This window comes from Paenibacillus sp. CFBP 13594 (assembly GCF_014842675.1).
Lineage (GTDB): Bacteria > Bacillota > Bacilli > Paenibacillales > Paenibacillaceae > Paenibacillus > Paenibacillus amylolyticus_B.
Genome location: NZ_JACYVQ010000004.1, coordinates 60,823 through 85,062 on the forward strand (window position 1 = coordinate 60,823; position 24,240 = coordinate 85,062).

Consider the following 24,240-nt stretch of genomic DNA (forward strand, 5'->3'; position numbering starts at 1 on the left):
ACATGGGACAGGTTCTCTTTTTGTTTACCGGATAATTCCAAGCCATATCAGCAATAATATGTCAAAACGACAAAAGGTGAGATTGGGATGCATCTTCTTGCGAAACGGCGAATCTATATAACTTGTATTCTTCTAACTCTTGTCTTTGGATTGCTTATATTACGATTGGGATGGGTTCAGATCGTTCAGGTGAATCAGACGATGCCTGGATTTCACCGAACGGTACGTGAAATGTCTGTATTGCAGCGTGAACGCGGGGTGATGCTTGACCCGGGGCGGGGACAATTTACGGATTACAAGGGTGAGGCGTTGACTGGTAAGCTGCAATGGGGACTGGTTCTTTTTCCACAGGCAGTGCCATTAGAGAAATTACGCAAGCAAGGGGCATTAGAAGGCTCCGAGATGATACAGTTGGCAACTATATTACATACCGATCCGGATCAATTGAAGAAGGAATGGAATCAGGAAAGTATACCTCATTTCTGGACAGCAGGTACACATCAGCCTGTTCATTTGAACGCTGCTCAGGTGGAGCGCCTACGTAGTTTGCACCTGCAGGGAGCTGGCATCTATCCGATGATGACAAGGTACCTTCAGGGGCATACAGGAATGCAGTGGATGGGTTATCTGGCTGAACAGCCTGAGTCCTCCAAAGTTCTAACTGGGCATCAGGATGAAGTAAAACAGCCATTTGCCATGAAATCAGGAGCAGCTGGACTGGAGAGGACACTTGAACCGCTGTTAAGGGGAATTGGCCCTACGCTTCTATCACGCATGGTCTCGGGGGGTGGAGAGATTATCCCTGATATTCAGCCGCACGTCATTGCACCAGCAAATAGCCATTATCCTTTACGTGTGGAAACCACTGTGGATGCTAAGTTACAGCGTGGGTTGGAGGAGTTGACGCAAGAATCTGGATTACAAGAAGGGGCCATTGTTGTGTTAGATGCCGCTAACGCAGATGTTCGCGCCATGATCTCCCGCCCTTTCTATCAGCCACAACATGTTAACCCCAAGCAATCGGCCTGGGAAAATCGTGCAGTACAGGGAGCCATCCCGGGTTCCATTTTCAAAATTGTCACTGCGGCCGCTGCGTTGGAATACCATGCGGTTTCTAACGGAGAAGAATTCCATTGCGGTGGTGAGTACGGAAGATATGGGCTGTCTTGCTGGAAGGAGCATGGGCATGGAAACCTGAATCTGGAGCAAGGATTCGCTGAGTCTTGCAACATCGTATTTGCGGAAACGGCGCGCAGGCTTAGTATGGAACAACTGGAGAACACGGCTGATCGTCTGGGACTCGCGCGTCCGATTGGCTGGGAGGGGAAGCAGATGGCAGGAATGCCCGTGTTACGACACTTTGATCATGAGGATCAAGGGCGTGTGAGAACAGAGGCTGTTACTGGTGCTGATGAAGGTGCGAAAATACAGACAGCAATCGGTCAGCGCGATGTCTTGGTCACACCGCTGCAAGCTGCCAATCTGATCGTTACATTGTTACATGATGGAAAGGTTAGTGCCCCACGTCTCGTTAAACGTATCCGATATGCGGATGGTGGCACCATGCTGGAGATGCCCTTGCATGATTCACCTTCAGCCGCAGGACAGATTGCTCCCGCAACAGCGCATAAACTGTTATCCTGGATGAATAAGGTAGTCCGTGAGGGAACAGGAAAATCCCTGCAGCGTGCGCGGTGGCATGTTGCAGGGAAATCAGGTACAGCTCAGGTACAGAAACATGGAGAGAAGCGCAACAATCAATGGTTCATTGGTTATGGATCGGTAGAACAACCCAAATATGCTGTAGCTGTTCTTGTTCAAAATGTCTCTCCTGACAGCCAACATCAGGCGACAGCACTCTTCAGGAAGGTGATGGACTACTTGGCTGAGTCCTCATGATTCTTCGCAGGAACGGGACGTTGTACAGTAGATTCGGCAGAATTGGATGAGGCCTTATTAACGGGTGGATCCATTACTAATGGAGAGGATTCAAATTCATCTTTTGGAAGGTGAATCCACTTTTGCAGGTACCCTTGTTGTAACAGTTCTTTCAGAAGGATCAGGAGCACTGGAGATAACACTACACCAGCCAGGCCAAAGATCGACAGGGAGATCAGCATAAACGAAAGCATCAAGTACGCCGAAGATACACCAATCGAGTTACCCGATATTTTCGGTTCCAGCAACTGCCGTGTCAGCATCGTCACTGCCAGAATCACAATCAGGCCAATCGCCAGGCTGCTATTGCCAATAATGAACAAGTAGACGATCCATGGAATAAACACAACAGGAACGCCAAGCAATGGTACCAGATCAAAAACGGCACAGACTGCTGCAATGGTAAAGGCATTAGAGGTTCCCAAAATCAACAAACCTGCATAAATCAATACAAACGTAATGAGCATCATGATCATCTGTGCCTTCAAATACGAGCGGATTGTCTTGAACACGTGATTACGCATGAATTCAATAGCTAACTTTAATGTTTTGGGCGTCTTCGCACGGGCGAACTTGCGCCAGGATTCAATCTCGATACTGAGAAAGAAGGCCAGAATAATCGCAATTCCGAAGTTCGTAATAAACGATGAGAACGAACTGAGGAAGCCTACGACGAATTGCGCTCCGCTCGTTACCCATTTGGACAGGAACCCGGTCAGTGTTGCAAAATAATCATTCGCTTTTTCCATAACTCCATCAGGGAGAGCATCTGACTTGTCCTGAATGAATAACACCAGATTGGTGAATTCACGTTGTATCATTTCAATGTATACGGGGAAATTATCTTGAAGATTGGAAATTTGTGAAATGATAATCAAGCCTACCCCAAAAAAGGCAGCAACAATTAATGCAAGAAACAACAAGACAGAGATTGCGGCCCCAAGTGTCTTGGGCAATCCTTTGCGATGTAAAAATTTGGCCAGCGGTTCAATCATCCAATACACAATGAATGATAGAAAGACCGGTGCAGCCACATGGTATAATTGACTGAAACCGTACATGATCACATACACGGTTAATACGAGCAACGCGATGTCAAAGACAGTTCGCCCGTATTTTTTGTAAAGCGGTAGCATGGACATGGCTCCTTTGATGGCAATAATTAGATTGTATTTATTGTACACGATAGCTATCTTTTTGGGAAAACAGGATTCAAGAAAAGTCTGAACTATGATAAAATTAAAGGCGGTTTATTTTAGATAGTGCCATTGTGCATCGTAATTCAGCAGGAGAAGTGGGGAGCTTGCAACATGACAACGATACTTCAGAGTATTTTACTGTGGTTATTGTATCTTTCATCTTTTTACGCCTTTATTCCAAGTTTGATCAGCAGGCTTTTTGGTTTTCGTGTATTCCGACGGGGGAGAAGTGATACACAATTTGCTTTAACGTTTGACGATGGGCCAGATCCGCACTATACGCCGAGATTGCTCGATCTGCTTCGTCAGCATCAAGCAAAAGCCACATTTTTTGTCGTTGGAGAACATGCCGCGAGTCATCCTGAACTCATTCAGCGCATACATGACGAAGGCCATCTTATTGGCATTCATAATTATATTCACAAAACGAACTGGCTCATGCGGCCGCGTACGGTTCGTGACCAGATTCAGCGAACAGGTCAGATTATCCATGAAGTAACCGGCGTGAAGACTTGTTATTATCGTCCACCATGGGGGATTATGAATCTGTTTGATTTTTTCAGCAAGAAAGAACGAAAGATTGTACTATGGTCTTCCATGTTTGAAGACTGGAGAAGCCGAGTAGGTGCCCAGAGATTGACTGAACGGATGCTGAAGGAACTGAGAGGCGGAGAGGTCATGCTGCTGCATGATCGAGGAACGACCCTTGGTGCTGATGCACACGCGCCGGAGCAGATGCTTCAGGCGCTGGAACTCGTATTACAGGAAGCTGAACGGTTAGGCCTGCAAAGCGTACGCGTTGATACGTTGATGGGAGGTGTTACAGTGAGCGAATCTCAGAACAAGAATCAACCACAGACAACGTTGAAGTTATGGAAACGAATCGTTGTTGCCTTATGGTTGGGCTGGGAGAAGTTATTCCACTGGGTATATCATCTACGGACAGCTTCGCCGGAGGACCCAATGCTGCACTTCAGATCACGTGTATATCACGGAGCACGGGTGGAGATGAATGACGGCCATGTTATTCAAAATGGAGATCCGGTGATAGAACTGCATTTTGACAATCAGAAGTTGTTTGAACTTGGAGTGACGTCGCGTTCCAGTATGCATTTGGCTATTCGCATGATTCGGACGATGGAACAGCAATTGCCGGATTTGGCACGCCTGGTAGCACTCGAACCTGAGTTACGCTCTGCCAAAGCGATATACGGTGTGAGCATGATTAACAGAGGTCCGGAAAAATTCGGATTTACCATTCAAGAATTGCCCCCTGGACCGTTCAGTGCTGCATCCAAAGTATACCTGAAACTGCTCTTAAGTGTGATCCATCCGGCAGGAACCAAACGTCTGAAACAGCGTACAGAACAATTGGTACCCAAGATGATTGCCATGCCGCTGGATATATTGTTGGAGCGTTACGGTCAACATACGACGCAGGTGGCAGCAACGATGGAAGAATCCAGAGATGAATCGTTGTTAATTGATCAAGAGATATTGCCAGAGCGGAACTAAACGGACTAATTATACCATCCAGCAAAAGAAAAGGGTTGCCCTTCGCCAGATTTGGCAGAAGAGCAACCCTTTATTTATTAGTGAATTAGATACTCAGTACGCCACCGTTGCTTGCATTGGTAACCAGTTTGGAATAACGAGCCAGGTAACCGGTTTTTACTTTCGGTTCAAAGCCTTTCCAACCTGCGCGACGACGTTCAAATTCTTCGTCACTGATGTGCAATTCGATGATACGGTTGTTCAGATCCAGCTCGATGATGTCTCCTTCTTCAACAAAGGCGATTGGACCACCCTCAGCTGCTTCCGGAGAGATATGTCCGATACTGATTCCGCGGGATGCTCCAGAGAAGCGTCCATCGGTGATCAGACCAACTTTGGCACCCAATCCCATACCTACGATCTGGGAAGTAGGAGCCAGCATCTCAGGCATACCTGGTCCGCCTTTTGGTCCTTCATAACGGATAACAACAACATGTCCTTCTTTTACTTTGCCGTTAGCAATACCTTCGAGCGCTTGCTCCTGGGAGTCAAAGCAGATGGCAGGACCTTTATGGTATCCACCAACCGAAGCATCAACTGCACCAACTTTGATGATAGCGCCTTGTGGTGCAAGGTTACCAAACAATACAGCCAGGCCACCTTTTTCGGAATGCGGGTTATCCAGGTGATGAATGACATTTGTATCCTGGATTTCTTTTCCTTCAACGTTCTCACGGATTGTTTTACCTGTTACTGTAATGCAGTCACCATGAATTGCGCCTGGTTTTTTGAGCAATTCGTTCAGCACTGCACTTACGCCGCCTGCATTATGAACGTCTTCGATGTGAAGATCGGAAGCAGGTGCAAGTTTCGCCAGGTGCGGAACGCGGTTAGCTACTTCATTAATACGTTCGATTGGATACTCGATACCTGCTTCATGAGCCAGTGCCAGCGTGTGCAGTACTGTATTCGTAGAGCCACCCATCGCCATATCCAGTGCAAACGCATTATCGATCGCTTCTACAGTTACGATATCACGTGGTTTCAAGTCCATTTTGATGAGTTCCATCAATTGGGTAGCGGATTGTTTAACAAACTCACGACGCTCAGGAGCAACGGCAAGGATGGTTCCGTTACCTGGCATAGCCAGTCCCATCGCTTCTGCCAGACAGTTCATGGAGTTTGCCGTAAACATACCGGAACATGATCCACATGTTGGACAGCCAAACTGTTCAAGTTCAAGCAAGCTCTTATCATCGATTTTACCTGCTTGGTAAGCACCTACACCTTCAAATACGGAAGTCAGGGAAAGAGCTTTACCATTGCTGTCACGACCAGCTTTCATTGGTCCACCACTTACGAACAGGGTAGGGATGTTTACGCGAAGCGCACCCATCATCATGCCTGGTGTAATTTTGTCACAGTTCGGGATACATACCATGCCGTCGAACCAGTGTGCAGATACAACGGTTTCCACGGAATCCGCGATAATGTCACGGCTTGGCAGCGAGTAACGCATACCAATGTGTCCCATGGCAATACCATCATCTACTCCGATGGTGTTGAATTCGAATGGAACGCCACCGGCTTCACGAATAGCATCCTTTACAATTTTACCGAATTCCTGAAGGTGGACGTGGCCGGGCACGATATCGATGTATGAGTTACATACGGCAATAAACGGCTTGCCGAAATCCTCTTCTTTAACGCCCGCTGCACGGAGCAAACTCCGGTGTGGTGCACGGTCAAAACCTTTTTTGATCATATCGGAACGCATCTTCTTGGCTGACATGGTGTATTCCCCCCAAATATATAATATTGAGCAACATGAATGGAAAAATAAATGGCAGTGCATCTGTCGTTTAATTTCATCCGTACTCTAAAAAAAGGACCGGCATGCCGGTGTCGAGCTCCCCGTAGTTTTTGAAATTCTTTGCTGCTTTAAACCCGTGAACACCCGGTTTTTCTATTGAGTCTATCACAACCGTCGTCATATTTCTACAAACAATAGAAAGAAGCCTCAAACCATTTTCATGGAATTAGACTTCTTGATTTACGGGAAAGCTATGATCATGTTTCGATGTGGCAAGCGGAATTCATGAGTTGCTTCCGCCTTTGCGTCCAATCTCACGATAGAATTCCTTATTATGAGTTTCGGAGGTTGCTTCGCCGCCCTTGCGACCAATCTGCTTGTAAAAGTCAGTGTCATGGGCATCTGAAGTCGCTTCTCCACCCTTTTTTCCAATCATCTGGTAGAAGCTTCGATCATGGTTCTTGGAAGTCGCTTTGCCACCTAATCTGCCAGCTTCCTCACGGCTCATCTTGCGTTCTGACGTCGGTTGACGTGCCATTACAAATCACTCCTTACAACGATAAGTTGTTTTTTGTAGCGCGTATCCCTAATTTACCACCTTATTTCCAGACTGAAACAACACACCAGAATAGAATCGATGGTGAAGAGATCCGTCAGAGCGTTAGGCCGATCGTTTAAACACCTCATGTCGATTGAAAGAAAATCGGGATATATCCGGTTCAATCAAGGGTTTGAACGTGTGACGCACAGCCGGCAGAGCCAGTGTGACTGCGAAGAGTATGGCAATGACCAGTATGACTGGAATATACGCCGAGCTTCCCATATAACTGTAGACTCCGGACCAGATCGCGAGACGAACGAGAAACCCATGCAGCAGGAATACATAGAGTGTGCGTCGTCCAAGGTCCGTCAGTCTGGAAGTCAAGGAAGGTACCCAGGCCAAGAACAGTGCTGCCGATGCGATCTCCAATAGGTAGACTCCAAGTCGGAAGATGCCGGCATACCATTCGTGGTGACCCAGTTCGGCGTACGTCATGCTGCCGAGTAACCATCCGGTTGAAATATTCAAACCCCCATACCCGATCCATACCAACAGTGCAGCAGAGAGGATGGCTGCGGTTTTTCGACCCCAACCGGATAATAAACGTGAACGGATGGTTGTTCCATAGTCATAACCGATGACAAAGAACGGCAGAAATACAAACGTACGGCTGAAGCTGAGCCAGAACCCGTCGATGGGCAAATACCCGGCAATTATACCAAGCGTAATCGATCCAATCAGCCGATATATCGGTTTCCAGGAAATCGTCAGACGAACCAACAGTCGCCAACAGAAATGACTCGCGAGAAACCATAACAGCAAGTAAGGTGCAAAGAAGGATAGCCGCATATGGGGTGTATGGAATACGGTAAAGTCCATCAATGCGTATAAGGACTGAAACAGTACATACTGTAGTGCAATCTGCTTCAGGACGTTTCGCCCAGATGCACCTTGGAGTGAGTGTGTCGCAAAATACCCGGTCACCCATACAAAGAGTGGCATGTGAAACGTATATATCCACAGGAACAGAGCTTCCGCTCCTGCAAAACGTGTGATGAGTGGTTCAAGTGCATTACCAGCCAGGACACAGACGATAAGCATAAAGCGCAGATTGTAAAAGAAAGATTCCTGATCATCCCGGATCAGTGTCTGATTTTTCATGGTGTAGCCCCCTTATAGACCCTGGTTGCCAGGTCGTTTGCATCTGTAATAAGGGTAATATGGATGTGCATTATCTATTGTGATTTAATTCACATTAGTAAGCGTTATCTTTTCTCAAAGCTGTGACAACAAAATGAACGCAACGGGATTGACAACGGTTGCATAGAGGATGACAATAGAAAAAGAAGATGAGGGAATGTAAATATAAGGAGGGAAGAAATCATGTCAACGAGTCCCTATCCAAGCCCGGAAATTATTACGTTTGGGGAGAGTATGGGTTTGCTGACTGCCAAGGATACAAGAGGGCTGGAATATGCAGCCACATTGGACAAGTCTTTCGGGGGTGCTGAGAGCAATCTGGCTATTGGCGTATCCCGCCTGGGGCATACCAGTGGTTGGTTTGGACGCTTGGGCAATGATCCGATCGGCAGTATGATACTGAAAGCCATTCGCGGTGAAGGCGTAGATGTATCCCGGGTAAGGTTGAGTGATCACGAGCCCACTGGTTTGATGATTCGTGAGAACGCTTCCGGGAAAGCCTCGGTGCATTATTATAGGAAGCTATCTGCTGCAAGTGCGATCACACCTGATGATCTGGATCCCGACTATATTGCCGGGGCGAAGATATTGCACGTTACGGGTATAACGGCAGCGATAAGCCCGTCCGGACTTGCTACGGTAGAGGCTGCTATACATATTGCCAAACAGGCAGGGGTGAAAGTAAGCTTTGATCCAAATCTGCGTCTCAAACTATGGTCTGCGGATGAGGCCCGTCCGGTTTTACTGCGTTTAGCTGAACTGGCGGACTACTTTTTACCGGGTCTGGACGAGATGAAACTTCTATATAACGAAGAAAATGATCAAAAAGTACTTGAGCGTTTATCTGCCATGAATGCTGTGTGCATTGTGAAGGGTGGCCCTGATTTGACCTACGTATTAGCGAATGGTACCCTAACTGAAGTTCCGTACTTTAAGGCGGATCATGTTCTGGATACGGTAGGTGCAGGAGATGGATTCTGCGCGGGATTTTTAACGGGTATATTAAAAGGATACTCCCCGCAGGAAGCAACCCGTCTCGGCAATTTGACCGGTTCCATGGTTATACAGGCTGTTGGCGATTGGGAGGCGCTCCCGACGTGGGGGCAGGTCGAGGCCAAGCTGAACAATGTTGCCCATGTTGAGCGCTAGTCGCTGCTGAAATCATATATGGCTCATCTTCGTTCTTCAAATGTAAGGCTTGTATACACAACCACCACATTGACAAGGGAGAGAATGAAATGAAGAAGCTTCAGCTGTTGCAAAAGATTACGGACAATGGGGTTGTGGCAGTTCTGCGTGCAGATTCTGCGGATCAGGTCATTGCCATGGCCGAGCAAGCGATCGCGGGTGGCATTAAAGTTATCGAGATTACGATGACCGTACCCAGTGCTCTCAAAGCCATTGAAAAATTAAGCCGTGTATACCATTGGAACACACAAGATCCAGAGAAATTCGCGATTATTGGTGCGGGAACGGTGCTTGAACCGCAAACGGCGAGAGCGGCTATCATGTCGGGTGCCGAGTTTGTCGTTGGACCTTCCCTGAACCCGGATACGGTTCAGATCTGCAACCTGTATCGAATTCCGATTCTGCCTGGTGTGATGACGATTGCTGATGTTCAACGCGCCTTGGAACTCGGCGTGGACATTGTGAAGTTGTTCCCGGGAAATCTATATGATCCTTCGATTATCAAAACGATGAAGGGCCCTATGCCTCAGGCTAATTTTATGCCAACTGGCGGGGTATCCTTGTCTAATCTGGGAGATTGGATCAAGGGTGGAGCAGTGGCTGTAGGGATCGGCTCCGACTTGACATCGGAAGCTGTGAAGACGGGTGACCTGAGTCATGTCCGTCGCAAAGCGGAACAATATATGGATGCTTACCGTAAGGCCAAGGCTGAATAATATTTTTTAATTCGTAGAAGGGGAGCCTGATGAATGAGGGCTCCCAATTCTGTGAGCCGCGGCACCTGCGGAAGTGAAGAAAGGTGATTAACGTTGAGAAATCGGTATAATACAGGGCGCAAGAAGAGGGGCATCGGGAAATTCCTGCTCGTACTTCTGGCGCTCATTGTCATTGGATGTGGATTTGTTGCGTGGAAATTATTCACACCATACGGTCCACAGGAGACAGCTCAAACAGCTATGGAAACAGCCAATAAGGTGACGGTGAGTGAACAAGAGAACTGGATTGATTTTGTGCCAGACAAACCGACGGGGAAAAGTGTGCTTTTCTACCCTGGTGGACTGGTAAAACCGGAAAGTTATGCACCACTTGCCCATGAGCTGGCTTCTGCCGGTCATCACACGATTATTGCCAAGATGCCAGTTAACCTGGCAGTGCTTAAGCCAAACTTGGCAGATGAGATTCTGGCAGCATATCCAGAGGAACAATTTGTTATGGGTGGACACTCTCTCGGCGGATCCATGGCTGCACGTTATGTAGCCGTGCATCCAGATGCACTTCATGGGATCTTCTTCTTGGCATCTTACCCGGATGAAAAAGGAAGTCTGTTGACATTGGGTCTACCTGCCTTATCCATTCTGGGTACTAAAGATGAGGTTGTGAATATGACCAAGTATCAGAGTGGACGGATGTATTTGCCCGCGGAGACGGTGTACTACACCATTGAAGGTGGAAACCACGCCCAGTTCGGTGATTATGGTCATCAAAAAGGGGATGGCGAGCCGGAAGTGAGTGGAGAAGAACAGCTGAATCAGACCGTCAAGACGGTACTGGCTTGGTTAAGTACCATCGAGTAGATCTTGATTATTCTGCATTAAGGGTTGAATGCATTGATAGCATAACTTGATGGAGGTGATATGGATGACCATGCTTCAAGTGAATGGAGCGCAGATCCCATGTAAAGCTATCCTGTTCGATAAAGATGGAACACTGCTGGAATTCCTCCAGCTATGGGGGCCGTGGGCAGAGACATTGCTGAGTCAGTTACAATCACGTATGAATGAACTTGGTGCTTCATTTACGGTTGAACTGGAGCACGTTCTGGGCACTACCCATAATCCACAAGGTCATATTATTGGATATGATCCGCAAGGTCCACTTGCCATTGCGACTGTGGATGAGTGCACGGGATTGCTTGCCGGGCAGTTATATGCAGCAGGCATGCCATGGAATGAAGCGATCACAACGATACGCCAATTTTCAAGTGTGGCCATGAGATCGGTAAGAGAGCGCAAATCGGCTGAACCGATGCCAGGATTACTTGCTTTCTTACAGAGTTGCAGGTCAGCGGACATACCGCTGGCAGTTGTCACTTCAGACAGCACAGCGGCAGCAGAAACACATCTGGATTGGATGGGGATACGTTCCTTTTTCACCTCCATTGTGGGCTGTGATCGGGTAACCCAGGGCAAACCGGATGGAGAAGCTGCACTCTTGGCTTGCCGTGAATTACATATCGATCCTGCGGAGGCCGTTGTCATTGGAGACAGCAATGGGGATATGCAGATGGGGCGTCACGCAGAGGTATCCTATACGCTCGGTTACTGTCCGCAGTTAGATCAAGGATCTCACCTGGTTGATGCACATGCCATTATTCGTCATTATAATGAGATAAGTGTGATTATATAAGTCACTCTGGCCAAAAGGAGGAGAGAGGATGAACGTAACAGAACAACTGGCTGCCTGGATTCAGGAAAGCTCCCGGATTGTTTTTTTCGGAGGGGCCGGAACTTCAACGGAAAGCGGGATTCCCGACTTCCGCTCGGCTGCGGGTCTGTATCAGACAGAGCAGCATTCGCCTTATCCACCGGAAGAGTTGTTAAGCCGACATTTTTTTGATCAGCATGCGGATATTTTTTATGATTTTTATCGAGGCAAAATGCTTCATCCAGATGCGGAACCTAACGGGTGCCATCGACTATTGGCTCGTCTGGAGAAGGAAGGAAAACTTCAGGCAGTGATCACGCAAAATATCGACGGACTACATCAGAAGGCAGGCAGCAGCAATGTCCTGGAGCTACATGGCTCAATTCATCGTAATGCCTGCATGGATTGCAAGCAGTTTTATGCACTGAATGATATTATACAATCCCAAGATACCGTACCTCGCTGTACCGCATGCGGTGGTGTTATCAAGCCGGATGTGGTGCTATACGAGGAAGAGCTGGACCAGACAACATTGTATCGCTCTATTGATGCATTGTCTTCCGCAGACCTGTTACTCGTGGGCGGCACGTCACTGACGGTATATCCAGCAGCCCAGTTAATTACGTATTTTCAGGGAAAACATACCGTTCTGCTCAATGCTACACCTACCGCTTACGACAGCAGGGCGGATTTGCTGATTACAGAGCCGATTGGTGAGGTAATGAATCATGTGGACCAGCTTCTTGGTTAAACGTATGGACTGAATAACCGCATTCTCCGGTGTTGACCGGATCAGGAGGCGGAACCTGGGGAAAGAAGGGATTCATGATGGTCTACGTAGCAAGCGATACTCGCTATGAAACGATGAAATACAACCGCGTTGGACGTTCGGGTTTGAAACTGCCAGCGATTTCACTGGGGCTGTGGCATAACTTTGGCGGTATCAATAACGCTGAGAATGGCCGAAATATGATTACCCGGTCATTTGATCTGGGTATTACACATTTTGATCTTGCCAACAACTATGGCCCACCGGCAGGTTCGGCAGAGCAGTTATTTGGACAGGTACTGGCCCAGGATCTGAAACCTTATCGTGATGAACTGGTGATCTCCACCAAAGCGGGTTATTATATGTGGCCTGGGCCGTATGGCGAGTGGGGTTCACGCAAAAATCTGGTCTCCAGTCTGAATCAGAGCTTGAAGCGTATGGGCCTGGATTATGTGGATATTTTCTATTCACATCGTTATGATCCCGAAACGCCTTTGGAAGAAACGATGATGGCACTGGATCATATTGTTCGCTCGGGTAAAGCCCTCTATGTAGGAATCTCCAACTATCCCGCAGAGCAGACAAGACAGGCTGCCGAAATTCTGAAAGGTCTGGGTACGCCCCTGTTAATCCATCAACCGAAATACTCGCTGCTGGACCGCTGGATTGAAGATAGTTTGCAGGACGTGCTGGATGAGTATGGAACAGGCAGTATTGCATTCTGTCCATTGGCACAAGGTGTGCTCACGAACAAATACTTGAATGGTATCCCGGAAGACTCACGTGCCAAAGGACCGTCGGTATTCCTGAATGAAAACAACATCTCTCCAGAGACGCTCCGCAAAGTGCGTGCGCTGAACCAGATTGCAGCAGCCCGTGGTCAGAGTTTGGCCCAATTTTCACTCTCATGGGTGCTGCGTAATGGCAGGGTAACTTCTGCGCTGATTGGCGCAAGTCGTCCTTCCCAGATTGAAGAGAATGTGGCTGCGCTCAGTCAACTGGATTTCTCTACAGAGGAATTGGAACGGATTGAATCCATTCTGTCTCCGGAGCCAGATGACAAATAAATAAAGTGCAAAAGGTGCATCTTAGCCATAATGGCGGAATGCACCTTTTTTTGTTGTACGTGGTTCCGTCCTTATGTTGCTCACCGTTTGATCTGTTGAGCATTTTTCTGTAAACCCTGATGTAGTGGATGGGACAGTATTTTCTCTCGATACAAGCTGGGCGCTTCACCGTGAAATCGTTTGAACTGTTTGGAGAAATACAGCGCGTCTGGCAGTCCGACCGATGCAGATACCTGTTCGATGGACAGATCTGGGCGTCCTCTTAGGAGTTGGCGCGACTTGTCGATCCGCAGTTTTAGCAGATACGTGACTGGCGACAGTCCGGTTTCCTGTTTGAAAATGCGGGAAAGATACGCACGATTATACCCAAGACTCGCAGACATTTGTTCAATGGAGACAGGATAGGCATATTGGGTGGACATATATTGAATCATCTGTTTCACCGTACGTCGGATGGATGATTCACCTGGAATTAAGGTTTGCCCCTGCGAAAGGTGATTCTGTGCTTCGGCTAGAATCATATATAACGTACCCAGTGATGTGAAATGGGAGCTTTCTTTGCGCTCGGCAAAAGCATCCTGCATCACGGATAACCAATCGGAAATTCCACAAGAGGGTCCGGCATGAAAAACGGACTTTTCCGGGCGGAATCCTGCCTCCTCGGCATACTGGGCAGCCTGGCTGCCCGTAAAGGCGATCCAGCGGTATTGCCATGGGTTACGGGCATGTGACTGGTAGCTCACCAGTTGCCCGGGGTGAATGAGGAAACAATCACCTGCGGATAACTCGTAGGTGTGCAGTTCGGTACGGAACGTACCCGCCCCTTTTTCTACATAATGCAGCAGATAATAATCAAACAATTTAGGGCCGAGGGCGTGACCCGGAAGGGTCTGGCTTGCTCCGGCAAACAGGACATGCAGTGCGCCTTGCTCATAATAGACGGGATTGGAGGCAACCGAATAACTGAGTGCTCCACTTTTACCGGAAGGTGACTCCTGTATTTTTTCGGTAGAAGATGCAAGGGATTCTTTCTTGGGGTTGGATTGATCTGACATGGTCGTTTCCTTCTTTCCGGGATGCTCCGATCATTATACGCCTTAAGGTCACATTTATCCATATGAAACACACATGGTTGCATTACAAGAGGCACCGCTTTCTTATATAATAACATTAAGAAAACAACAACAACGAGGCGAGGTGCACCAGCAGTGAACGTAACTGAATTGAAACAAAAGTTTATTGAGAAGTACGGAGAGAGTGGAGCGGACATCCGTGTGTTTCATGCCCCTGGGCGTGTGAATCTGATCGGTGAGCACATTGACTATAACGGTGGATACGTGCTTCCGGCAGCACTTGAATTCGGAACAACATTAATTATCCGTGAGCGTCAGGACAACAAGTTGCAACTGGCTTCCACGAACATGTCTTATGAAGGGGTACTGGATACTTCCACCATCGGTAAAGAGAAAACCGGAGAATGGATCGACTATCCTGTTGGTGTCATGGTTGAATTGCAAGGGAAAGGCGTGAATGTAACAAAAGGCTACGACTTCCTGTACCACGGGGAGATTCCGAACGGGGCAGGACTTTCATCATCCGCATCTCTGGAGGTACTTACCGGATTCGCGATTCAATCTCTGGAGGGCGTAGCGGATATTGATACAGTTCAACTGGCACTTCTGTCCCAGAAAGCGGAAAATGAGTTCGTAGGTGTCAACTGTGGAATCATGGATCAGTTCGCTGTGGCCAACGGTGCGCAGGATCACGCGATCCTGCTGATGTGTGACACACTGGAGTACGAAAAGGTTCCTTTCCGTACAGGCTCTTACAAATTGGTCATCGGGAACACAAACAAACGCCGCGGTTTGGTGGATTCGGCGTACAATGAACGTCGCTCCCAATGCGAGCAGGCACTTGCCATCTTGAAGGAACAGCTGCCTGCACTGAATTACCTGGCTCAATTGACGCCAGAGCAGTTCGTAACACTACAGGATCAGATCAAGGATGAGAAAGTAAGACAGCGTGCACAACATGTTGTGGAAGAGAATGCACGTGTGCTCGCATCGGTCGAAGCATTGCAGCGTAATGATCTGGAAACCTTCGGCCAATTGATGAACGCTTCTCATGAATCGCTTCGTGACTTGTATGAAGTAAGCTGTGATGAGCTGGATGTTATGGTTGAAGAAGCTCAGCGGATTCCTGGCACACTTGGTGCCCGAATGACTGGCGCAGGATTTGGCGGTTGTACCGTATCGCTGGTGCATGAAAATGATGTCGAGCGTTTTGTAAGCGAAGTGGGCGCTGCATATGAAGCGCGCACCAGTCTCAAAGGTGATTTTTATGTGTGCGGCGTAGGTGACGGTGTTAAAGAATTGAAGGAGGCGAAGTAAAATGGCAATTTTGGTGACAGGTGGAGCAGGGTATATTGGATCTCATACGGTAGCGGCTTTGTTGGAACGTGGAGAAGAGGTTGTTGTACTGGATAACTTGCAGACAGGGCATCGTGAAGCGTTGCTCGGCGGTAAGTTGTATGAAGGGGATCTGCGTGACAAAGAAATTCTGGCGAAGCTGTTCGCTGAGAATTCAATCGATGCAGTCATTCACTTTGCAGCCAACTCACTCGTAGGCGAAAGTATGAAAGACCCGGTTAAATATTATGACAACAACGTGTTTGGTACACTCTGTCTGTTGGAAGCGATGAATGCAGCTAACGTACGCCGCATCGTCTTCTCTTCTACAGCAGCTACCTACGGTGAGCCTGAGAAAGTGCCAATCGAAGAGAGCGATCGTACAGAGCCAACCAATGTATATGGTGAAACGAAACTGATGATGGAACGCATGATGTCATGGTTCGATAAAGTTCAGGATATCAAGTACGTTTCCCTGCGTTACTTCAATGCAGCCGGTGCGCATGAGAGCGGCAAAATTGGTGAAGATCACCAGCCAGAGAGTCACCTGATCCCACTCGTACTGCAAACGGCTTTGAAACAACGCTCACACATTGCTGTGTTTGGTGACGACTATGCAACAGAAGATGGAACATGTATCCGTGACTATATCCACGTGAGCGACTTGGCTGATGCACATCTGCGTGCAGTAGATTACCTGCGCAAAGGTGAGAACAGTAACGTGTTTAACCTGGGTAACGGCACTGGATTCTCGGTAAAACAAGTGATCGAAACAGCTAAAAAAGTGACTGGCCTCGATATTCCGGTTGTTCAGGAACCACGTCGTGCGGGTGACCCGGCTGTATTGGTAGCCTCATCTGCAAAAGCGAGATCCGTTCTGGGCTGGAATCCGAAATGGACCAATCTGGAAGATGTCATTCAAAGCGCTTGGAGCTGGCACCAATCACGTCCTGACGGCTACGGAAAAAATTAGGAGGCGAACACCTTATGTCACAGACTCATATTGCAGCAGGTGCCACAGAGCGGACACCGGAGCAGCAGGAAGCACTGCATGCCATTGAACGTCTGGTTGCATTTGCCTTGCAGAAACAATTAATCGAGGAAGCGGATTGGGATTATAGCCGCAACCTCTTGTTGGAACAATTCGGATTCTCAGAGCCTTATGCCGGTGAGTTGGACACAACTGTGCCCGATAGTCCACAGGCGATGCTGGATACGTTGATCGATTATGGATTTTCCATTGGACTCATTCCTGAAAATAGTGATACGTTCCGTGATTTGCTGGATGCCAAAATCATGGGTCAGTTGATGGCACGCCCATCCGAAGTGGTACGCGCATTCCGCCACACCGAGCAGACGGAAGGCATTGAGGCGGCCACATCCCAATTCTATGACTTGTCGATTAACTCCAACTACATTCGGATGGATCGCAACTCGAAGAACGTCTATTGGACGCAGGATACGGCTTATGGGGAGATGGAGATTACCATTAACCTCTCGAAGCCGGAGAAAAGCCCGAAGGAAATTGCCATGGCGAAATTGCTTCCGCCACCGGTATATCCAAAATGCCAGCTGTGTCGTGAAAATGTAGGCTACGCTGGTCGGGTGAATCACCCGGCCCGCCAGAATCTGCGGGTCATTCCGTTGAATCTTAACAACGAGCCTTGGTTGTTCCAATACTCGCCGTATGTGTACTACAATGAGCACTGCATTATTTTCCATCATGATCATGTGCCGATGAAGCTGACCAAAGATACGCTGCGCAGACTGCTTGCCTTTGTCGGGGAGTACCCGCATTACTTTATCGGATCTAACGCGGATTTGCCGATCGTGGGCGGTTCTATCCTGACACATGACCATTTCCAAGGTGGTCGTCATACATTTGCGATTCAAAATGCACAGCCAGAGGCGGTATTCCGCCATGCGGATGCACCTGGACTTACATTGAGTCTTGTGAAATGGCCAATGTCCGTCATGCGTCTGGCCTCACACGATCCTGCAGAGCTGCTTGAAGCCGGTAACGCTGTGTATGAGGCATGGAAGGTTTACAGTGATTCAGCTGTGGATATTGAAGCATTCAGTGAAATAGACGGCGAGCAGGTACCACACAATACGGTAACACCAATCGTTCGTCGCAGTGCAGACGGTGGCTACGAGATGGATCTTGTATTGCGTAACAATCGTACAAATGATGTGCATCCTGAAGGGATTTTCCATCCTCACCGTGAAATGCACCATCTGAAGAAAGAAAACATTGGTCTGATCGAAGTGATGGGACTTGCCATCCTGCCAGGTCGTTTGAAGGAAGAGCTGGACAGTATCGCGGATATTCTCGCTGGAGATGCCAAACTTGCTGAAGCCGCCAAAGCTTCTGATCATGTGTTGAACAAACATCTGGGCTGGGCGGAAGAATTGATTGAACGATTTGGTCCTAATTTGGACAAGGAACAAGCTATTTCCATTGTACAGCAGGAAGTTGGCTTGAAATTTGCCGAGATTCTCGAACATGCAGGTGTCTACAAATATGATGAAGCAGGACGCCAGGCCTTCCGTCGTTTTGTAAGCAGCATGGGATACATTGAATAGCAGTCAACAAACCAAAACACCCGCCCATTCATGAGCGGGTGTTCTTGTTGTTCTTTACATTTGTGTGCATTGGAATGAACTTCCCAGCCAGTTATAATGGAGTGAAGTCCTAGAGTACCACAATGAATTGAGGAAATGGGGTTAATAACTTGGAAAAGCAGGCATTGGATATTCCGTTGATTACAGATGCTGAGGAACTGCAAGGCATGGTGGGTGAACCGCATGAACATGTGCGTAACAAGGCAATCTCATTTGTGGATTCACATGTTCAGAACTTTATATCCATGTCACCATTATTTTTCCTCTCCACGTCTGATCATGATGGAAAAAGTGATGTGTCACCACGGGGCGATGGAGCGGGATTCGTAAAAGTGTATGATACATATCGACTCGTATATCCTGAGCGCCCAGGTAATCGGCGGATAGACTCGTTGTTGAACATGTTGTCTAACCCTGGCATCGGTATGCTCTTTTTGATTCCGGGAATGAATGAAGTGCTGCGTATCAATGGTACAGCATCCATCACCAAGGATGAAGAATTTATCGCCAGCATGGGTTGGAGTGGTAAAACCATAGGTGCAGCTGTCATTGTGGATGTGGAAGAGTGTTTTATCCATTGTCCGCGGGCATTCAAACAGGCTGGGTTATGGGACCATGAAACATGGGTAGACGCTGAGGATTTGCCTTCAACGAGCGAGATGTTTAGAGCACATTTGGAGATTAACGGATTGTTATAAAGTGAGTGACTATCGATTTGTTTTTCTATAAACGGGGTACTATAATTGGAGTTGCACTAAAAATTCTAAACTCCCTTGGAGGCGACAATAGATATGAGATCTTTCCAATTCTATAATCCAACCCGTCTGATATTCGGTAAAGGACAACTGGAAACATTAAAGACAGAAGTACCGAAATACGGTAAACGGGTTCTGCTTGTATATGGTGGCGGTAGTATCAAACGCAGTGGGCTGTACGATCAAGTGATCGGATTGCTTAAGGAAGCTGGAGCAGAAGTGACTGAACTTGCAGGCGTTGAACCTAACCCACGTCTTTCTACGGTGCATAAAGGGGTAGACCTTTGCAAAACGAATAACATTGACCTGATTCTCGCTGTAGGTGGCGGTAGTGTACTGGACTGCTCCAAAGCGATTGCTGTAGGTGCTAAATATGATGGCGACATGTGGGATTTTGCTCAGCGCAAAGCCGTTGCACAAGACGCTCTTCCGCTTGGTACCGTATTAACGATGGCAGCAACGGGTTCGGAGATGAACTCCGGTTCGGTTATTACAAATCAGGATACACAAGAAAAATTGGGCTGGGGTAGCGCATATTCATTCCCTGCATTCTCCATCCTGGATCCGGTGAATACATACACTGTTCCACTGGACCAAACGGTATACGGTATGGTGGATATGATGTCCCACGTATTAGAGCATTACTTCCATCTGGATGCCAATACACCGGTTCAACTTGGCTTCTGTGAGACAATTCTGCGTACTGTCATGGAAGCAGCACCGCGTCTGGTTGAAGATCTGGAGAACTATGAACTGCGCGAAACGATTCTGTATTGCGGAACAATGGCATTGAATGGTGTGCTGAATATGGGTCTTGCAGGAGACTGGGCAACACATAATATTGAACACGCGGTATCCGCAGTATATGATATTCCACATGGTGGCGGACTGGCAATCTTGTTCCCACACTGGATGAAACATAATCTGGATGTCAATGTGGACCGATTCAAACGACTGGCAATTAATGTATTCGAAGTGAATCCTGAAGGCAAGTCGGACAGACAGATTGCCGAAGAAGGTATCGATGCGCTCAGCCAATTCTGGACATCCATTGGTGCCCCTAACCGTTTGGCTGATTACGATATCGATGATAGCCAGATCGACGTAATGGCTGATAAAGCTATGCTGTTTGGTCCATTCGGTAACTTCAAGAAACTGCAACGGGAAGATGTTGTATCCATCTACAAGGCTTCTCTGTAATTCTATAATCACTGACAAGTGAACGGACACATCCTGTGGTCCAATAGCCGCAAGTCTCCTATATGGGGGCTTGCGGTTTTTTCATGTATTCGGACTGTACACGTGAATGATGGAGGAACATGAAGCATGAAGTAAAGAATGCCATGATAATACCCATTATCGGCTCCAGAATACATTTGAGGAAAGATTTTGAAACATTTTGATGTTAGTTACGTATTTATTTACATGTGGAATGCCCAGTTAGGATGAATTTGCGGCAGAGAGAGGAGGAACAGGGGATGGAGACGATATATTGGGGGTGTCTGATCGGAGGGGCCATATTTGCGGTTGTCAGCCTGGTGCTGGGTGACTTGATTGACGGCTTGCTGGACGGGGCTTTTGAGATGCCAGGTCTTGATTTTTTCAAACCCGTTGTGTTAGCTGGTTCCATTACAACCTTCGGTGGGGCAGGCATTATGCTGACACGTTATAGTTCATTAAGTGCGATGTCGGGTCTAATATTATCCCTGCTTATAGGTATTGCTGCAGCCATGCTGGTATTCTTCGCATATATCAAACCGATGCGTAACAGCGATGTCTCGATTGCATTTTCAATGAAAGAATTATCTGGGAAAATTGGGGAAATTACCATTCCGGTGCCGGAAAAAGGTTTTGGTGAAGTGATGATCCGCTTTGCCTCCGGTAGTACGATTCAAACAGCATCCAGTTTTGAACACCTCCCCATTGCGGCGGGAGCCCGTGTTGTTGTAGTGGATGTTGTAGATGGCGTACTGCGTGTGTCGGAATGGGATGAAAACGTACTTAAAGATTTATAAGTATTCTTACCACCTAATTAGTTTAAGCACTCATCATGAATGAATAAGGGGAGAGATGTGGAATGGAAAATTTGAATTTGAATTGGGATGTATTGTTGATTCCTATAGTTGTGGTTGCTGTAATACTGATTCTGGGTTTGGCTTTCTGGGCGAGATACAAAACGGTTGGACCGGATGAAGCGATGATCGTTACGGGATCATTCTTGGGTAGCAAAAATATCTCTGATGATGATTCTGGCCGAAAAATTAAGATTGTTCGTGGTGGCGGTGCATTTATCCTGCCGGTATTCCAGCAATCAGAATTTATCTCCTTGTTGTCCCACAAGCTGGATGTCTCCACACCTGAAGTGTACACGGAGCAAGGTGTTCCGGTTATCGCTGATGGTGTCGCTATTATCAAGGTTGGAGGCGCTGTAGAGGACGTTGCTACGGCAGCTGAGCAATTCATCGGTAAACCTGTAGAAGCGCTGAGAAGCGAAGCACAGGAGGTACTGGAGGGGCATTTGCGGGCCATTCTCGGTACGATGACGGTGGAAGAAGTATATCGGAACCGGGATCGGTTTGCTCAAGAGGTCCAAGGCGTAGCAGCTAGAGATCTGAAGAAAATGGGTCTGCAAATTGTCTCATTTACTATCAAGGATGTTCGTGACAAACAGGGCTACCTGGATGCTCTCGGTAAACCGAGAATTGCTGCAGTGAAGCGTGATGCCGAGATTGCCGAAGCGGAAGCCATGCGTGATGCGCGTATTCAGAAGGCCAATGCGGAAGAACAGGGCCAGAAAGCAGAGTTGCTGCGGGATACCAATATCGCCGAGGCAGCCAAAGAGAAGGAACTGAAAGTAGCCACGTTTAAGCGGGATCAAGATACAGCCAAAGCGGAAGCCGATCAGGCGTACCATATTCATGAGGCACGTGCTAGACAAACCGTAGTCGAAGAGGAAATGAAAGTTGAACTCGTTCGTAAGGAACGGGAAATTGACCTCCAGGCCAAGGAAATCATCGTACGTGAGAAGCAATATGACGCCGAAGTGAAGAAAAAGGCCGAAGCAGATCGTTATGCAGTAGAGCAGGCGGCCGAAGCAGACAAAGCTAAAAGAATGCGTGAAGCCGATGCAGTACAGTACTCCATTGAAACACATGCCAAAGCAACAGCTGAACAGAAGCGACTTGAAGGTCAGGCTATGGCGGATGCTGAACTTGCCAAAGGTACAGCGGACTCTGAAGTTATTCGTTTGAAGGGACTTGCAGAAGCAGAAGCGAAGGAAAAACTGGCTGAGGCGTTCCAGAAGTTTGGTGAAGCGGCTGTACTCGATATCATTGTAAAAATGCTGCCTGAGCTGGCTGGCAAAATTGCCGAGCCGATTGCATCCATTGATAAACTGACTGTGGTAGATACAGGTAAAGGTGAAGGTGCCACGCGGGTGAGTAACTATGTTACGGAACTTATGGCGACGGCTCCAGAGATGCTTAAGAGCGTATCCGGCATTGACGTTGAGCAGCTGATCAAGGGCCTTACCAAGTCCAAAACACCTGCACCGGTTGCCATTCAACAGAGCGAGCCTGTAACAACTCCTTCTATAATCGACAAGATTGTGGAAAGAGCTGGAGTTGACGAGTAAGAAGCACTTCGAATCTTGCATGGTTACTCTATTGACCTTAAGACGAATTTTTGTTACTTTTTAAGCGAGACGTCCGGCGCGGTTTGCCCGCTCCGGGTGTCTTTTCGTTCGTAACAGGGTGTGACTTAATCACACCTAAGATGGTGTGAAAAAGAGGTGCAAACAATGAGCAGCCTGCATGTAGATAAAGCGCTAAATAATAATGTAATCATTGCACAGCATCCAGAACACGGGGAAGTCGTTGTTATTGGTAAAGGCATTGGCTTTAACCGAAAACCGAGTGATCACATTCCATTGATGGCTGTGGAGAAAATGTTTATTTTGAAAAACCAGCAGGAGCAAGAGCAGTACAAACAGCTTCTTCCACAGGTGGATGAAGCACTGATCGAGATCATTAACGAAGTTATTACGTATATTGCAGAGCGTACGGACGTTCCTCTGAATGAACATATCCATATTGCATTAACCGATCACATTTCTTTCGCGTTAAAACGCAAGGAGCAGGGCATTATCATACAAAATCCATTTTTATATGAAACCCGCGAAATTTATCCTGAAGAATATCGAATGGGAGAATACGCTGTTCGTCTGATCAAAGAGAAAATGGGTGTAGATCTGGGGATGGACGAGATTGGTTTTGTTGCCCTCCATATCTATAGCGCAATGACCAATCAAAATATATCCCAGGTACGTGAGCATTCACAATTGATCACTGATTTGGTGAACCTGGTGTCTGATCAACTCGATTATTCGTTTGAAGCGGAATCGCTTGATTACTCTCGTTTGCTGACTCATCTTCGTTTCGCCCTTGAGCGTGTTCGCCGTGGAGACAAAGTGGAAGAACTCCATAAGTTGGATTCCCTGCTTAAGTTGGAGTATCCCGAAATGTACTCGCTTGCATGGAAACTGACCAAAGTAATGGAGAAAAGACTGAAACTGCCGGTTTATCCTGCGGAGGTAGGTTATCTGACCATTCATCTGCAAAGGCTGAATCAGCGGAAGGAAGAAGAGAATAAGTGAGATCATTCCAGCGATGGAATGCGGAATTTATTTTTTTGGTGTAAAGGCTTGCAATAGATTAGAACTGGTGCTACAATGGTTTCCGTAATCAAGCAACTGAATAAACATAAGCGACGTGTTACTGACTCGATCAGGCATGAGTTAATTAAAGTGTGATTGTTCTTT

General features: G+C 47.5%; 20 protein-coding genes and 1 pseudogene. 16 read left to right on the forward strand and 5 right to left on the reverse strand.

Annotated features, from left to right (window positions below):
• Positions 1 to 87 precede the first annotated feature (87 nt).
• Positions 88 to 1,899 carry a peptidoglycan D,D-transpeptidase FtsI family protein gene (locus IFU39_RS14120; protein ID WP_188310494.1) on the forward strand — a complete coding sequence of 604 codons (1,812 nt, stop codon included), beginning with the start codon at positions 88 to 90 and terminating at the stop codon, positions 1,897 to 1,899.
• On the opposite strand, the gene IFU39_RS14125 is transcribed toward IFU39_RS14120, so the two are convergent.
• Complete coding sequence (locus tag IFU39_RS14125) at positions 1,878 to 3,074, reverse strand: AI-2E family transporter (RefSeq protein ID WP_091020423.1); 1,197 nt, start codon at positions 3,072 to 3,074, stop codon at positions 1,878 to 1,880. The two genes, IFU39_RS14120 and IFU39_RS14125, sit on opposite strands and share 22 nt — an antisense overlap.
• Positions 3,075 to 3,248: 174 nt before the next feature.
• Here IFU39_RS14125 and IFU39_RS14130 point away from each other — a divergent pair, with 174 nt between their 5' ends.
• On the forward strand, positions 3,249 to 4,652 hold the full coding sequence (locus IFU39_RS14130) for a polysaccharide deacetylase family protein (RefSeq protein ID WP_105601809.1): 1,404 nt from the start codon (positions 3,249 to 3,251) through the stop codon (positions 4,650 to 4,652).
• Between the two features lie 85 nt (positions 4,653 to 4,737).
• Here the strand turns inward: IFU39_RS14130 and ilvD are convergent, their stop codons facing one another.
• The 3 genes and pseudogenes from ilvD to IFU39_RS14145 form a co-directional block, all read right to left on the reverse strand.
• Positions 4,738 to 6,423, reverse strand: coding sequence for a dihydroxy-acid dehydratase (ilvD, locus tag IFU39_RS14135; RefSeq protein WP_036616973.1), 1,686 nt, complete (start codon positions 6,421 to 6,423; stop codon positions 4,738 to 4,740).
• A 316-nt stretch (positions 6,424 to 6,739) separates the two neighbouring features.
• A pseudogene (locus IFU39_RS14140) lies at positions 6,740 to 6,982 on the reverse strand (KGG domain-containing protein); the annotation flags it as partial.
• A gap of 123 nt (positions 6,983 to 7,105) precedes the next feature.
• A complete protein-coding gene (locus IFU39_RS14145; protein WP_105601808.1) occupies positions 7,106 to 8,146 on the reverse strand; it encodes an acyltransferase family protein in 1,041 nt (346 codons plus the stop codon).
• 222 nt (positions 8,147 to 8,368) lie between these two features.
• Between IFU39_RS14145 and IFU39_RS14150 the strand changes: the two genes are divergently transcribed.
• The 6 genes from IFU39_RS14150 to mgrA all read left to right on the forward strand — a co-directional run bounded on the left by IFU39_RS14150 (position 8,369) and on the right by mgrA (position 13,633).
• A complete protein-coding gene (locus IFU39_RS14150; protein ID WP_091020417.1) occupies positions 8,369 to 9,334 on the forward strand; it encodes a sugar kinase in 966 nt (321 codons plus the stop codon).
• 89 nt (positions 9,335 to 9,423) lie between these two features.
• On the forward strand, positions 9,424 to 10,089 hold the full coding sequence (locus IFU39_RS14155) for a bifunctional 2-keto-4-hydroxyglutarate aldolase/2-keto-3-deoxy-6-phosphogluconate aldolase (protein WP_017686833.1): 666 nt from the start codon (positions 9,424 to 9,426) through the stop codon (positions 10,087 to 10,089).
• Between the two features lie 93 nt (positions 10,090 to 10,182).
• On the forward strand, positions 10,183 to 10,947 hold the full coding sequence (locus IFU39_RS14160) for an alpha/beta fold hydrolase (protein WP_105601804.1): 765 nt from the start codon (positions 10,183 to 10,185) through the stop codon (positions 10,945 to 10,947).
• Positions 10,948 to 11,011: 64 nt separating this feature from the next.
• Positions 11,012 to 11,779 (forward strand): HAD family hydrolase, encoded by a 768-nt coding sequence (locus IFU39_RS14165; RefSeq protein WP_105601803.1) that lies wholly within the window; start codon positions 11,012 to 11,014, stop codon positions 11,777 to 11,779.
• Between the two features lie 28 nt (positions 11,780 to 11,807).
• Positions 11,808 to 12,548: an NAD-dependent protein deacylase gene (locus IFU39_RS14170; RefSeq protein ID WP_091020412.1), complete on the forward strand. Its 741-nt coding sequence runs from the start codon at positions 11,808 to 11,810 to the stop codon at positions 12,546 to 12,548.
• 77 nt (positions 12,549 to 12,625) lie between these two features.
• On the forward strand, positions 12,626 to 13,633 hold the full coding sequence (mgrA, locus tag IFU39_RS14175; protein ID WP_091020503.1) for an L-glyceraldehyde 3-phosphate reductase: 1,008 nt from the start codon (positions 12,626 to 12,628) through the stop codon (positions 13,631 to 13,633).
• An 80-nt stretch (positions 13,634 to 13,713) separates the two neighbouring features.
• Here the strand turns inward: mgrA and IFU39_RS14180 are convergent, their stop codons facing one another.
• The gene (locus IFU39_RS14180) at positions 13,714 to 14,688 is read right to left on the reverse strand and encodes an AraC family transcriptional regulator (protein WP_197997795.1); all 975 of its coding nucleotides are present in this window, start codon (positions 14,686 to 14,688) and stop codon (positions 13,714 to 13,716) included.
• A 153-nt stretch (positions 14,689 to 14,841) separates the two neighbouring features.
• Here IFU39_RS14180 and IFU39_RS14185 point away from each other — a divergent pair, with 153 nt between their 5' ends.
• The 8 genes from IFU39_RS14185 to glcT all read left to right on the forward strand — a co-directional run bounded on the left by IFU39_RS14185 (position 14,842) and on the right by glcT (position 24,075).
• Positions 14,842 to 16,023, forward strand: coding sequence for a galactokinase (locus tag IFU39_RS14185; RefSeq protein ID WP_091020411.1), 1,182 nt, complete (start codon positions 14,842 to 14,844; stop codon positions 16,021 to 16,023).
• A 1-nt stretch (position 16,024) separates the two neighbouring features.
• Positions 16,025 to 17,014 (forward strand): UDP-glucose 4-epimerase GalE, encoded by a 990-nt coding sequence (gene galE, locus IFU39_RS14190; protein ID WP_091020409.1) that lies wholly within the window; start codon positions 16,025 to 16,027, stop codon positions 17,012 to 17,014.
• A 14-nt stretch (positions 17,015 to 17,028) separates the two neighbouring features.
• Positions 17,029 to 18,627: a UDP-glucose--hexose-1-phosphate uridylyltransferase gene (locus IFU39_RS14195; protein ID WP_105601801.1), complete on the forward strand. Its 1,599-nt coding sequence runs from the start codon at positions 17,029 to 17,031 to the stop codon at positions 18,625 to 18,627.
• A gap of 149 nt (positions 18,628 to 18,776) precedes the next feature.
• Positions 18,777 to 19,364, forward strand: a complete 588-nt coding sequence (locus IFU39_RS14200) for an MSMEG_1061 family FMN-dependent PPOX-type flavoprotein (RefSeq protein WP_223199761.1) — start codon at positions 18,777 to 18,779, stop codon at positions 19,362 to 19,364.
• Between the two features lie 93 nt (positions 19,365 to 19,457).
• Entirely contained in the window at positions 19,458 to 20,621 is a 1,164-nt protein-coding gene (locus IFU39_RS14205; protein WP_105601799.1) for an iron-containing alcohol dehydrogenase, read from the forward strand.
• Between the two features lie 278 nt (positions 20,622 to 20,899).
• Positions 20,900 to 21,436 carry a hypothetical protein gene (locus IFU39_RS14210; protein ID WP_017686844.1) on the forward strand — a complete coding sequence of 179 codons (537 nt, stop codon included), beginning with the start codon at positions 20,900 to 20,902 and terminating at the stop codon, positions 21,434 to 21,436.
• 62 nt (positions 21,437 to 21,498) lie between these two features.
• Positions 21,499 to 23,055, forward strand: a complete 1,557-nt coding sequence (locus IFU39_RS14215) for a flotillin family protein (RefSeq protein WP_105601798.1) — start codon at positions 21,499 to 21,501, stop codon at positions 23,053 to 23,055.
• A 165-nt stretch (positions 23,056 to 23,220) separates the two neighbouring features.
• Positions 23,221 to 24,075: a glucose PTS transporter transcription antiterminator GlcT gene (glcT, locus tag IFU39_RS14220; protein ID WP_105601796.1), complete on the forward strand. Its 855-nt coding sequence runs from the start codon at positions 23,221 to 23,223 to the stop codon at positions 24,073 to 24,075.
• Positions 24,076 to 24,240 lie beyond the last annotated feature (165 nt).